The organism is Streptomyces sp. 2A115, assembly GCF_052245575.1.
GTDB lineage: Bacteria > Actinomycetota > Actinomycetes > Streptomycetales > Streptomycetaceae > Streptomyces.
Genome location: NZ_JBQQCG010000047.1, coordinates 1 through 13,744, shown reverse-complemented (window position 1 = coordinate 13,744; position 13,744 = coordinate 1). Strand labels below are relative to the sequence as shown.

The following is a 13,744-nucleotide window of genomic DNA, read 5'->3' as shown; positions in this document are numbered from 1 at the left end:
GGGTGCCCCCGGTCCCGACCGCATAGGTTGTGCGTGCCCATGCACCCCCACCCGTCACGCTCGACATGGAGACGCGCATGACCAGAATCGGGATCATCGTCGGCACCACCCGCCCAGGCCGTCTGGGACCCCAGATCGCGCAGTGGGTCGAGACGTCGGCGAAAACACGTACGGAAGCGGACTTCGAAATTGTCGACCTCGCCGACTACGACCTCCCCCTGTTCGACGAGCCGCGAGTCCCGCGGCTGGGCGTCTACGAACACGCCCACACCCGCGCATGGAGCGCCAGGATCGCCGGGCTCGACGGGTTCGTGTTCGTCACCCCCGAATACAACTGGTCGATTCCGGCCGCGCTCAAGAACGCCATCGACTTCATCTACAACGAGTGGAACAACAAAGCCGCCGGATTCATCGGGTACGGCAGCAATGTCGGCGGTGCCCGCGCCGTCGAACACCTGCGGCAGATCGCCGGAGCGGTCCAGCTGGCGACCGTGTACACCCAGGTCAACCTGTCGCTCTGGACCGACTGCGAGAACTTCACCACCTTCACGCCGGCCGAAGGCCACGACGCCGTGCTCCAGCGGATGCTCACCGAAGTGATCGCCCTGACCAACGCGCTCGCACCCCTTCGCCAGGCCTGAACCCCACTCCACGCCCGAAGAAACGCCGTCCCGCAGCCCACCACGGAACAGGATCATCGATGAGTAGTTCGTCCGCGGTGCCCACCACGGAGTCCACCCCACCCGCCGACGAGACCGGGCCGGTGTACCGGCGTCCCTTCCCACCGGGGTTCACCGACCGCGGCAGCTGCCCGTTCGATCCGCCCGCCGTGCTCGCCGAGTACCGCGAGCGGGCCGACGTACAGCGGATCGATCTGGCGGACGGCGACACCGGCTGGCTGGTCACCGGGTACGACGAGGCCCGCAGGCTGCTCGGCGACCCCCGGCTCAGCACCGACCGGCTGCGCAACCCGCGGATCGCGAAACTGCTGCCGGCACTGCGCGACAAGCTCATGAACGAAAGAGCGGTCGCGGGCAATTTCGTCGCCATGGACGAGCCCGAGCACACGCGCTACCGCCAGTTGCTGAACAGAGAGTTCACCCTGCGGCGGATACGGCGGCTGGAACCGCGGATCCTCGACATCGTCACCGCCCGCCTCGACGACATGCCGGCCGACGGCACCGGCGCCGATCTCGTGCGGGACTTCGCCCTGCCGGTGACGTCCCTGGTGATCTGTGAACTGCTCGGAGTCGCCCCCGAGGACCGCGAAGAGCTCCAGGCGCGGGCGAACAAAACACTCGACCTGGACGTCTCCTTCGAGGAGCAACTGGCCGACCTCGACGATCTGCGCGCGTACATGCGCGGCCAGGTGCGGCGGAAACGCATCGCTCCCGCCGACGACATTCTGTCCGGGCTCGTCCATGCCGACACCGAACCGGCACTCACCGACGACGAGGTCGTCGGCATGGCGATCCCGCTACTCGTCGGCGGGCACGAGACGACCGTGAACATGCTGGCGCTGGGCACCTTCGCCCTGCTGGAACACCCCGACCAGCTCGCGAAGCTGCGCGAGCACCCCGAACTGATCGACGGCGCCGTCGAGGAACTGCTGCGCTACCTGACCATCCATCACCTCGGCATCCTGCGCACCACGACCGAGGAAGTGGAGATCGTGGAGCAGGTCATCCCGGCCGGGGCGATGGTCCTCGTCTCGGTGTCCGCGGCCAACCGGGATCCGCGCCGCTACGACAGGCCGGCCGAATTCGACGTGGGCCGCCCGCGACGGGCGCATCTCGCCTTTGGGCACGGCATCCACCAGTGCATCGGCTCGCAGCTGTCCCGGGCCGAGATGACCATCGGGTTCACCGAACTGCTGCGGCGGCTGCCCGGGCTGCGCCTCACGATCCCGGCCGACCAGGTCCCGCTGCGCGACAACATGGCCATCTACGGCGTGCACAGCCTGCCCGTGACCTGGGACGCCACCCCGTAGTCCGTAGCCTGTCGTCGGCCCATTCGCCCGAGCTGCGGAATTCTGTCGCGGCCGAATTCCGGCACGCTGGAATTCGCCGGAAATACGGGAAAACGGAGAGTTACCGAAGGCTTTTGTTCTGCCTTTCGAAACGTGTCGAGGATGAAGAGCTACCAGGTCGAGGGATGCTCAGTCGACCATGTCTGCTCCATCCTGGGAGACGCGAACAGGCAATCGTCGGCGACAGGGACGGATTCGATGGCTGAAATCGACGCATACCAGAACTTCGACGCGACGACCGCGGACTACGAACGCGCATATCAGACCGGCGCCCTGTTCGAAGGGGTGGTGCTGGAGCGTATGCCATGGGACATCGGCCGAGCGCAGCCGGTGCTGGTGGAACTGGAAAAGGCGGGCCTGGTTTCCGGCGATGTTCTCGACATCGGTTCCGGCCTCGGTGACAACGCGATTCATCTGGCCACGTGCGGCTATCGCGTGACCGGTCTGGACATCGCCCCCACCGCCGTGGAGAAGGCACGGGCCAGGGCCGCCGAACAGGACGCCGCGGTGACGTTCGCCGTCGGCAACGCGACAAAGCTGGACGGCTACCGGAACCAGTTCGACACGGTGATCAGCAGCCTGGTGTTCCACTGCTTCGGCCTGACGCAGCGCCGCGAGTACGCGGACGCCCTGGCGCGAGTGATGCGGCCCGGAGCGCGGCTGCTCCAGTGGTGTTCCCGTGGCAACGCGGCCGGCCCGGAGCCCATCACCGAGGAGACCATCCGTGCCGCCTTCAGTGGACCGGGCTGGACGATCAACACACTGCGCGCCGACCACCTCACGACGACCGTCCTGTCGGAGCCGCTCCGCCAGGACTACCAGGGCGGCAAACTCGACACCGACGACACCGGCGCCACACTGGTGCCGATCTGGTTGCTGGACGCGACACACAGCTGATCGCCGCGCGCTCAGCACCCCCGCGACGGACCGGTAGGGCGAGAACCCGGGTCCTCGAGGGCAACCCCGTCAACGGCGGCCGGGGCGTGAGCCCCGCCGGGAACAGGACCATTGATGAGCAGTTCGTCCGCGGTGCCCGCCACGGAGCCCACGCCGCCGGCCGGCAGAACCCCGTCGATGTTCCGGCTGTACTTCCCCACGGGGTTCACCGATCGCGGCAGCTGCCCGTTCGATCTGCCCGCCCTGCTGGACGAGTACCGCGAGCGGGCCGACGTACAGCGGATCGATCTGGCGGACGGCGAGACCGGCTGGCTGGTCACCGGGTACGACGACTGCCGCAGCCTGCTCAACGACCCCCGGCTCAGCACCGACCGGCAGCGCAACCCGCGGGTCGCGAAACTGCCGCCGACACTGCGCGCGAAGCTCATGGACGACACGACACGCGCCGGCGACTTCCTCGCCATGGACGCGCCCGAGCACACCCGCTACCGCCAGCTGCTGAACAGGCAGTTCACCCCGCGGCGGATGCAGCAGCTGGAACCGCGGATCTTCGAGATCGTCACCGCTCGGCTCGACGGGATGCTCGCCAAGGGCAACAGCGCCGACCTCGTACGGGATTTCGCCCTGCCGGTGCCGTCCCTGGTCATCTGTGAACTGCTCGGGGTCGCCCAGGAGGACCGCGAGGACTTCCAGGCGCGCACCAACAAACTGCTCGAGTCGGACGTCTCCTTCGAGGAGCAGATGGCCGGCCTCGACGCACTGCGGCAGAGCATGCACGAACTCGTACGGCAAAAGCGCACCGCACCCGCCGACGACCTGCTGTCCGGGCTCGTCCACGCCGACATCGAACCGGCGTTCACCGAGAACGAGATCGTAGGCATGGCACTTCTGCTGCTCGTCGGCGGGCACGAGACGACCGCGAACATGCTGTCACTGGGCACCTTCGCCCTCCTGGAGCACCCCGACCAGCTCGCCAAGCTGCGCGAGCACCCCGAGCTGATCGACGGAGCGGTCGAGGAACTGCTGCGCTATCTGTCCATCGTGCCCCTCGGCCTGCTGCGCTTCACGATCGAGGAGGTGGAGATCGCGGGCCGGATCATCCCGGCGCGGTCGACGGTCATCATCTCGGTGCCCGCGGCCAACCGGGACCCGCGCCGCTACGACGGCCCGGCCGCGTTCGACGTGAGCCGGCCGCGGCAGACGCACCTGGCCTTCGGGCACGGTATCCACCAGTGCGTCGGCCAGCAGCTGTCCCGGGCCGAGATGACCGTTGGGTTCACTGAACTGCTGCGGAGGCTGCCCGGCCTGCGCCTCACGATCCCGGCCGACCAGGTCCCGCTGCGCGACCAGGCCGCCCACTACGGCCTGCACAGCCTGCCCGTGGCCTGGGACACCACCGCGTAGTCGCGGCCGGTACCGACCCTCCGCGCCCCACATCCTCGGGACACACCCACTGACGGCGGCCGGGACCCGAGTCCCGCCGAGAACAGGACCATCGATGAGCAGCTCGTCCGCAGTGCCCGGCACGGAGCCCACCCCACCGGCCGGCAAGACCCGTTCGGTATACCTGCTGCCCTACCCACCGGGCTTCACCGACCGCGGCAGCTGCCCGTTCGATCCGCCCACCATGCTCGCCGAGTACCGCGAGCGGGCCGAGGTCCAGCCGCTCGAACTGACCGACGGCGAAATCGGCTGGCTCGTCACCGGATACGACGAGGCGCGCAGCCTGCTCAACGACCCCCGGCTCAGCGCGAACCGGATGCGCAACCCACGGATCGCGACACTGCCGCCGGAACTGCGCGAGAAACTCCTGAACGAAAAAGCCCGCGCGGGCAATTTCATCGCCATGGACGCCCCCGAGCACACGCGCTACCGCCAGTACCTGAACAAAGAGTTCACCCCGCGGCGGATACGGCAGCTGGAACCGCGGATCCTCGAGATCGTCACCGGGCGCCTCGACGCGATGCTCGCCAACGGCACCAGCGCCGACCTCGTGCCCGCATTCGCCCTGTCGGTGCCGTCCCTGGTGATCTGTGAGCTCCTCGGGATCGCCTACGACGAGCGCGAAGAGTTCCAGAAACGGGCCAACAAAATGCTCGACCTGGAAGTCTCCTACGAGGAACAGCTGTCCGATCTCGACGAGCTGCGGGAGTACATCCGCAGGCAGGTGGGGCGGAAACGCGAGGCTCCCGCCGACGACCTGCTGTCCGGGCTCGTCCAGGCCGACATCGAGCCGGCGTTCACTGACGACGAGATCGTCGGCATGGCGGTCCCGCTGCTCGTCGGCGGGCACGACACCACCGCGAACATGCTGTCACTGGGCACCTTCGCCCTGCTGGAACACCCCGACCAGCTCGCCAAGCTGCGCGAACACCCCGAGCTGATCGACGGGGCGATCGACGAACTGATGCGCTATCTGTCCATCGTGCAGCATGGCCTGCTGCGCCACACGACCGAAGACGTCGAGATCGCGGGGCAGGTCATCCCGGCAGGAGCGCTGGTCATCATCTCGGTGTCCGAGGCGAACCGGGACCCGCGCCACTACGACACCCCGGCCGCGTTCGACGTCAGCCGCTCCCGGCAGACCCATCTCGCCTTCGGGCAGGGCATCCACCAGTGCATCGGCTCCCAGTTGGTCCGGGCCGAGTTGACCATCGGGTTCACCGAACTGCTGCGGCGGCTGCCCGGGCTGCGCCTCACGATCCCGGCCGACCAGGTCCCGCTGCGCGACATGATGGTCATCTACGGCGTGCACAGCTTGCCCGTGGCCTGGGACGCCACCCCATAGCCGACAACCCGGACGACCCGCGCCACGGCGAAGCCGACGTCGAGACACGGCCGTTCATGGTCGCGTCCGGCGCCGGCTTCGTCGCGCACGAGGAGTCGACATCGACAGGGAGTCCGGGGCGTCGACGGGGGGTCCGGGGGGCCGTGAACAAAGTCGGCGCGTGGCCGCGGCCACGCGCCGAGCAGGAGCTCACCCCACCAGCACCGGCGATCACGGCTCCAGCGTCATGCGGCTCAGCAGTTCACGCAGGCAGTCCAGGCGCTTCGACTGCTCCGCATCCTTCTCGGGCCAGGCCAGAGCGATGCTCAGCTGTCCGGCGAAGGTGCTCACCACATAGCCCCGGGCGGCCACGAACTGTGCCGGCGCTTCCCTGATGCGGGAAACCATGTTGAAGTTCGTCAGCCGCAGATCGTCCGGCGTCCGCATGGGTGGCACCAGCCCCAAGTTCGTCATGCTGATCACGGCAGGGCCCGCATCCCGCGGCGCTTCCTGCCGGGTCTTCTGCCGCGTCTCCTGTGGCGTGGCGCCGATCGTGTGCCGGTTGATCATGTCCACGATGTCCGGGAGGCTCCGCTGGATGGATCCGTCGGCCAGCCCCGCCCGCAGCTGCTCACCGAACGCGCGACCGATCGCGACGGCATGGGGTTCGATGCCGTCGGTGACCCGGAACCGCACCTCGCCCACCACGTTCGCACCCTCGGTCGGCCTGATCTGAGGAGTGAGGCGTTGGCGGAGGTCCACCGGGAACCTCAGCACCAGGTCGGTCACCGGTACGTCGCGGAACTCGGCCTCGACGAGCAGGAGAGCACCCGACAACAAGCCGCTCACCGTGACGTGTTCGCGGCGGCAGAGTTCCGTCAGCGCGGTTGTCTCGGCCGGGGCGAAGCGGCATTGGGCCACGTGCCGGACGAGTGGGACCAACCCGGGCGCGGGGATGTCCGTCACAGCCGGCGTCCCCGATGCCCCCGCCTCGGCGGGGCCGACGCTCCGGAAGCCGCGCTCGGCCAACAGGTCCTCCAGCGACCTGGGGAACGGCTGCCGGGGCAGGTCGACGGGCACGCCCTGGACCACGTCGGTGTAGCAGGACCACAGTGCCGCGAGCACGCTCATGGAGTGGTGGCCGTCGGCGATGCTGTGATGGGTCAGCAGTGTCACGCTCGCCACGTCGCCGTCACGCACCACGTTGAGCATGCTCAGTGCCTGACGCTGGTCTAACTCCACGCCGGTCAACGGGTGTTCCAGGTCACCGTCGCAGAATCGGACTTCGGGTCGGGTGTCGGATTCCACGACGAGAAGTCCCTCGTCGCCGGTTTCCAGTCGGCCCGCGAGCTGGGGGTAGGCGCGGCACACCGCCTCATAGGCAGTCCTCAGGGCATCAGGATCCAGTCGGCCGGCGGCGTGCACCATGTACCCCGCGTAGATCTCCTTGTCGGCGTAGATTTTCTCGGTGGGTGTCAGCGCGCGCCACATTCCGGCTGTTGTCATGAATCGCCCTCCCCGTGTGTGTGCGAGGTCCCGTCAGGCTAGGACGAGCCACAACCATGCGACATCCCTCGGCCTGGTAGGGCCGGATCCGTAAGCGGAGTTGCCGGTCCGGGGCCGTGGTCAGGGGCAACGTCGCTTCGCTGGCTCACGTTGTGGCCAGGCCTACCAGGTTGAGGGATTCCGTGCCGTCATGGCTCGTCTAGCCTGACTCCAGAGAGTGGGAGGATTTCATGAGTGACGCAATTCCTTTCGAGGTGCCATGGGCGCGGACCCATCAATTCGATCCTCCTGCGATATTCGATTCTCTGCGCGAGGAACGCCCGCTCGCGAAAATGACTTACCCGGACGGACATGTCGGCTGGATCGCCACCAGCCACGAGATGGTGCGTAAGGTCCTCGGCGACCCGAGATTCAGCCACAGCACGGAAATCGGTCACTTTCCCGTGACGCATCAAGGGGAACTCGTACCGAACCATCCGCAGATACCGGGGATGTTCATTCATATGGACCCGCCCGATCACACCCGGTACCGGCGTCGGCTGATGGCCGAGTTCACCGCCCGCCGGGCGAGCCGGCTGGCCTCGCGTGTCGAGGTCGTCGCCGCCGAGCAGATCGACGTCATGCGTGAGCACGGGGCACCTGCGGATCTGGTGCGGCACTTCGCCGGACCGTTGGTCCTGAGGATGCTGTCCGAGCTGGTCGGTCTGCCCTACGAGGAACGTGACGAGTACGCCCACGCGCCGACCCTCCTGCACGACCCGGACGCGAAGCCGGACGAGGTCGCGGCCGCCTACGAACGGGCGAGTTCCTTCTTCGTCGAGGTCGTCGAAAGAAAGCGGAAGGATCCCGGAGACGACCTTCTCGGTCGCCTCGTCGCCGATGGAGAGCTGACCACCGAAGAGCTGTGCAACATCGTCACTCTTCTGCTGTTCGCGGGTTACGAGACCACGGAGAGCGCCTTGTCCGTCGGTGTTTTCGCGCTGCTGCACCATGCGGATCAATGGGCGGCGATCCGCGCGGACCCGTCGAAAATCGACAGCGCGGTCGAGGAACTCCTCCGCTATCTCACCGTCAACCAGTACCACACGTACCGCACCGCGTCGGAGGACATCGAACTGCACGGTGAGACGGTGAAGAAGGGGGACACCGTCACCGTGTCCCTGCCCGCGGCCAATCGCGACCCGGCGAAATTCGAATGTCCGGCGGAGCTGAACATCGATCGCGACACCTCGGGTCATGTGGCATTCGGTTTCGGTATCCATCAGTGCCTGGGCCAAAACCTGGCGCGCGTCGAACTGCGGGCCGGCCTCTCGGCTCTCCTCCGGGCCTTTCCCGACCTTCGGCTGGCCGTCCCGACCGACGAGGTACCGCTGCGGCTCAAAGGGTCCGTCTTCGCGGTGAAAAGCCTGCCCGTCTCCTGGTGAGATTCCCCCTCCCCGAAAGGATTTGCGGCACCGTGCGCACCGACCTCATCAAGCCACTTCCCGTCGCACTCCTGGAGAACGCCAACCGCTTTCCCGACAAGGTGGCTTTCGAGGACGACCGGCGGGCGGTCACCTACGGAGACCTGGCGGCACGGACGCGCAGGCTGGCCGGACAGCTGGCGGACCTCGGCGTTCGGCGCGGCGACCGAGTGGCCATCTGCCTCGGCAACACGGTGTCGACGGTGGAGAGTTACCTGGCGATCGTCCGCGCGGCAGCCATCGGCGTGCCGCTCAACCTCGCCTCGTCGCCCGCTGAGTTGCGGTACCTGCTGGCCGACAGCGGCGCCGCGGTCGTCATCACCGACCCCGCGCAGGCGGAGCGGCTCCGGCGCTCATCGGCCATGGCGCCCGACACCACACTGCTGGTGACGGGCGACCTCCCCGTGCCTGCGGGAGCCCACTCGTACGACGAGCTCGCCGTGACCGAGCCGGCCGGTCCCGCCAGGGACGACCTCGGTCTCGACGATGTCGCCTGGATGTTCTACACGTCGGGGACGACCGGTCGGCCCAAGGGTGTCCTGTCGACACAGCGCAACTGCCTCTGGTCCGTCGCCTCCTCCTACGTGCCGATTCCGGGACTGACGGACCAGGACCGGGTGCTCTGGCCGCTCCCGCTGTTCCACAGCCTCTCGCACATCGCGTGTGTGCTCTCCGTCACCGTGGTCGGCGCCACCGCCCGGATCATGGACGGCAGTTCCGCGGAGGACGTGATCAGGACACTCCGCGAGGAGGGTTCGACCTTTCTGGCAGGTGTTCCCACCACATACCACCACCTGGTGACGGCCGCTCGGCAGAACGGATTCTCCGCGCCCGCCCTGCGGATCGGTCTGGTCGGTGGAGCGGTCACCGGGTCCGGGCTGCGCCGGGACTTCGAGGAGATCTTCGGGGTCCCGTTGGTCGATGCCTACGGCAGCACCGAGACCTGCGGGGCCATCACCATGAACCCGCCGGACGGCCCCCGGGTCGACGGATCCTGCGGCCTGCCCGTGCCCGGCGTCGGAGTCCGCGTCGTCCATCCCACCACCGGGCTCGACGTACCCGTCGGACAGGAGGGGGAGGTGTGGGTCAGCGGACCGAACGTCATGGTCGGCTACCACAACAGCCCGGAGACGACCGCCGAGGCGATGCGGGACGGCTGGTACCGGACCGGTGACCTGGCCCGGCGTGACGACGCCGGCTACTTCACCATCTGCGGCCGGATCAAGGAACTCGTCATCCGGGGAGGGGAGAACATCCACCCCGAGGAGGTCGAGGCGGTCCTGCGCACCGTCGAGGGCGTCGCCGACGTGGCGGTCGCCGGCGCACCACACGACACGCTCGGGGAGATACCGGTCGCCTACGTGGTCCCCGGCCCCTCCGGGTTCGACACCGCGACGCTGCTCGACCGGTGCCGCGAGCGGCTCTCCGCCTACAAGGTGCCGGAACAGGTCCACGAAGTCGCCTGCATCCCCCGGACCGCGTCCGGCAAGACCAAGCGGCGCCTCCTGGCCGACCGGCCGAGCCGGCTGCGGTACGCGGCAAGCGGACACCATGACGCGCTGCTGACCGTGAACTGGGTTCCTGTGACAGCACCGGCCAACTCATCTTCTTCAAAGGGAAGTTGGGCGGTGGTGGGCCCTGCCGCGACAGGACTTGCCGCCGCCCTGGAAGCGGTCGGCACCGAGGTACGGCGCTATCCGGACCTGGCAGCGGCACGTACCGCGGTGGCCGACGGCGAGACGGTTCCCGATGTGACGGTCCTCGTCCCACCGGTGGGGCCCACGGACGCGCGGGATCCGATCACCGCGGGACGCGACAACGCCCGGCTCCTGGCGGAACACGTGCGGGCCTGGTCGGCGCCACAGGAGTCGGCGGCTTCACGGTTGGTGATCCTCACTCGCGGCGCGGTCGCGGCCACCGCGCAGGACAGCGCCCAGAACCTGGCCGAATCGCCGATCTGGGCCGTCGCCCGGTCCCTCCAGGAGGACCGCCCGGCAGCACTCACCGTCCTTGATCTCGACACGGACACAGAAGCAGACACGGACACAGAAGCAGACACGGACACAGAAGCAGACACGGACCCAGGCGCAAGCGCAGGCTCAGGCATGTGCGTGAGTAGCCTGCTGTCCGCGATCGCGTCCGAGGAGCCGCAGGTCGCGGTGCGGTCGGGCGCGCTGTTGGTTCCCCGGCTGACCCGCCTCCCCGTCGTCGCCGGCCCGCAGGCGGCGCCCTGGCCCGGAGCGACCGGCACAGTGGTCGTCACCGGAGCGGACACGGCGCACGGCGCGGCGATGACACGCCGCCTGGCCACCGTCCACAAGGCGGAGAACCTGCTGCTCGTCAGTGCCCCGGGCGGCACCGGCACCGCAGCCGATGAGGAACTGGCCTGCGCCGGGACAAGCATCATCCGGGTGACCGCTGACGGAGCTGATCCGGAGCCACTGCGGGCCGCGCTGACCGACCTGCGGCGCCCGGTGACCGCGGTGGTGCACGCCGCCGATGATCCCGAACTGGCCCTGCGACTGGACGACATGACCGCCGAGGACGATCTCTCGGCCTTCCTCGTGGTGTCCGACAGCGCGGGGCTGCTGGGCGCGCCCGACAACCCGGACAGGGCCGTCAACGGGGTCCTGTCCGACGCGGTGGTACGCAACCGTCGGCTGCGGAACCTGCCCGGCTCCTTCCTCGCGTGGGGCGGACGGCCGCGCGACCACGGCTCGGCGGCGGACGAGGACACCGGCCGACTGCGCAACCTGCTCCTCTCCGCGTTCGACCTCGCTATCACGACGAACCCTGCGTCGCTGCTGGCCCTGAGGCCGGGCACACCGGCCGAGGGCACCCGGGTCCCCCCGATGCTGCGAGCTTTGACGGAGGAGAAGCAGACCCGGCAGTCCCGGCCCGACGAGGCCGTCACCGCGGCCCTGCGTGACGGGCTGTCCGGCCTGGAGGAGCGCGAGCAACTGGCGCTGCTCGAAGACCTGGTCCGTGAGCGGGCCGCCGCCGTGCTGCAACAGCCGGGATCGGAGCCGATCCCGGCCGACCGGGCCTTCCGAGACCTGGGCTTCACCTCGATGGCCATCGTCGAGCTGCGCGATCGGCTGACGGAGGCGACCGGCCTGCGGCTGCCCACCACCGTCGTCTTCGACCACCCCACCCCGGCAGCGCTGGCCGCCCACCTACGGGACGAGGTTCTGGGAATCACCGGCCCGGTGATCGAGCCGGTCATGGCGGCTGACCTCGGTGAACCGCTCGCGATCGTCGGTATGGCGTGTCGGCTGCCGGGTGGGGTGGCAGGGCCGGCGGATCTGTGGCGGTTGGTGGTTGAGGGTCGGGATGCGGTGTCGTCGTTTCCGGACGATCGAGGTTGGGATCTGGAGGGTTTGTTCGACCCGGATCCCGATCGTGCGGGTACTTCGTACACCAGTCAGGGTGGCTTCCTGCGCGGGGCGGGGCTTTTCGATGCGGGGTTCTTCGGGATTTCGCCGCGTGAGGCGTTGGCGATGGATCCGCAGCAGCGGTTGCTGTTGGAGACCTCCTGGGAGGCGTTGGAGGGTGCCGGTGTCGACCCGTTGTCGTTGAAGGGCACCGATGTCGGGGTGTTCTCCGGGGTGTTCGGCCAGGGCTACGGGGCCGGTGCCGGTGCCGTCGCGCCGGAGGTGGAGGGCTTCGCGAGCACGGGGTCCGCGGGAAGCGTGGCGTCGGGCCGGGTCTCGTATGTGCTCGGTCTCGAGGGGCCGGCGGTGTCGGTGGACACGGCGTGTTCGTCGTCGTTGGTGGCGATGCATCTGGCCGCGCAGGCGCTGCGGCAGGGTGAGTGCTCGATGGCGTTGGCCGGCGGCGCGACGGTGATGGCGACGCCCGGCACGTTCGTGGAGTTCTCGCGCAAACGGGCACTGGCCCCCGACGGGCGCTGCAAGGCGTTCGCCTCGGCGGCCGACGGTACCGGTTGGGCCGAGGGTGTGGGTGTGGTGGTGCTGGAGCGGTTGTCGGTGGCGCGGGAGCGTGGGCACCGGGTGCTGGCGGTGCTGCGGGGCAGTGCGATCAACCAGGACGGTGCCTCGAACGGCTTGACGGCGCCGAACGGTCTGTCGCAGCAGCGGGTGATCCGCAAGGCGCTGGCGAATGCGGGACTCTCCTCGTCCGAAGTGGATGTGGTGGAGGGGCACGGGACCGGGACGGCTCTGGGCGATCCGATCGAGGCGCAGGCGCTGTTGGCCACCTACGGGCGGGACCGGGACCCGGAGCGCCCGTTGTGGTTGGGGTCGTTGAAGTCGAATGTCGGTCATACGCAGGCGGCTGCGGGTGTGGCGGGCGTGATCAAGATGGTGCAGGCGCTGCGGCACGGTGTGCTGCCGTCGACCCTGCATGTGGACGCGCCTACGACTCAGGTGGACTGGTCGGCGGGTGCGGTGGAGTTGTTGACCGAGGCGCGGGAGTGGCCGCGCAACGGCCGTCCCCGTCGGGCCGGGGTGTCGTCGTTCGGGGTGAGTGGGACGAACGCTCATCTGATCCTGGAGGAAGCGCCCGCCGTCGATCTGGAAGTGGTGCGGCAGTCGCCGGTGCCGGGTGGGGTGGTGCCGTTGGTGGTGTCGGCGCGGAGTGCCGGTTCACTGGCGGGTCAGGCCGGTCGGCTTGCGGCATTCGTCGAGGGCGCCGGTGAAGTGCCGTTGGCGGGCGTTGCAGGGGCGTTGGTGTCGAAGCGTGCGGTGTTGAGCGAGCGCGCTGTTGTCGTGGTCGGCTCGCGTGAGGAGGCGCTGGCTGGGTTGCGGGCGCTGGCGCGTGGTGAGACCGCGTCTGGTGTGGTGGCTGGTAGCGCGTTCGGCTCGGGTGCCCCGGGCAAGGTGGTGTGGGTGTTCCCGGGGCAGGGTTCGCAGTGGGTGGGGATGGGCCGGGAGTTGCTGGACTCCTCGCCGGTCTTTGCCGAGCGGATCGCGGAGTGCGCTGCTGCGTTGGATCGGTGGGTCGACTGGTCGTTGGTTGATGTGCTCCGGGGTGATGTGGAACCCGCATTCCTGGAGCGGGTGGATGTGGTGCAGCCCGCCAGCTTCGCGGTGATGGTGGGCTTGGCGGCGGTGTGGGCGT

At 68.7% G+C, this 13,744-nt stretch carries 8 protein-coding genes; 7 read left to right on the top strand and 1 reads right to left on the bottom strand.

The window, feature by feature from the left end; all coding sequences use genetic code 11:
• Positions 1-77 precede the first annotated feature (77 nt).
• From ACTWQR_RS33120 to ACTWQR_RS33100, 5 genes are all read left to right on the top strand, one after another.
• On the top strand, positions 78-641 hold the full coding sequence (locus ACTWQR_RS33120) for an NADPH-dependent FMN reductase (RefSeq protein WP_443230899.1): 564 nt from the start codon (positions 78-80) through the stop codon (positions 639-641).
• Between the two features lie 59 nt (positions 642-700).
• Positions 701-1,990, top strand: a complete 1,290-nt coding sequence (locus ACTWQR_RS33115; RefSeq protein WP_443230898.1) for a cytochrome P450 — start codon at positions 701-703, stop codon at positions 1,988-1,990.
• Positions 1,991-2,227: 237 nt separating this feature from the next.
• Complete coding sequence (locus ACTWQR_RS33110) at positions 2,228-2,926, top strand: class I SAM-dependent methyltransferase (protein WP_443230897.1); 699 nt, start codon at positions 2,228-2,230, stop codon at positions 2,924-2,926.
• A gap of 114 nt (positions 2,927-3,040) precedes the next feature.
• On the top strand, positions 3,041-4,330 hold the full coding sequence (locus ACTWQR_RS33105) for a cytochrome P450 (RefSeq protein ID WP_443230896.1): 1,290 nt from the start codon (positions 3,041-3,043) through the stop codon (positions 4,328-4,330).
• A gap of 94 nt (positions 4,331-4,424) precedes the next feature.
• The gene (locus ACTWQR_RS33100) at positions 4,425-5,714 is read left to right on the top strand and encodes a cytochrome P450 (protein ID WP_443230895.1); all 1,290 of its coding nucleotides are present in this window, start codon (positions 4,425-4,427) and stop codon (positions 5,712-5,714) included.
• A 210-nt stretch (positions 5,715-5,924) separates the two neighbouring features.
• On the opposite strand, the gene ACTWQR_RS33095 is transcribed toward ACTWQR_RS33100, so the two are convergent.
• Entirely contained in the window at positions 5,925-7,199 is a 1,275-nt protein-coding gene (locus ACTWQR_RS33095; protein WP_443230894.1) for a phthiocerol/phthiodiolone dimycocerosyl transferase family protein, read from the bottom strand.
• Positions 7,200-7,531: 332 nt separating this feature from the next.
• On the opposite strand from ACTWQR_RS33095, the gene ACTWQR_RS33090 reads away from it, so the two are divergent.
• Both ACTWQR_RS33090 and ACTWQR_RS33085 read left to right on the top strand, forming a co-directional pair.
• Positions 7,532-8,623 (top strand): cytochrome P450, encoded by a 1,092-nt coding sequence (locus ACTWQR_RS33090; RefSeq protein WP_443230893.1) that lies wholly within the window; start codon positions 7,532-7,534, stop codon positions 8,621-8,623.
• 32 nt (positions 8,624-8,655) lie between these two features.
• On the top strand, positions 8,656-13,744 hold a 5,089-nt coding region (locus tag ACTWQR_RS33085), incomplete at its 3' end, for a beta-ketoacyl synthase N-terminal-like domain-containing protein (RefSeq protein ID WP_443230892.1).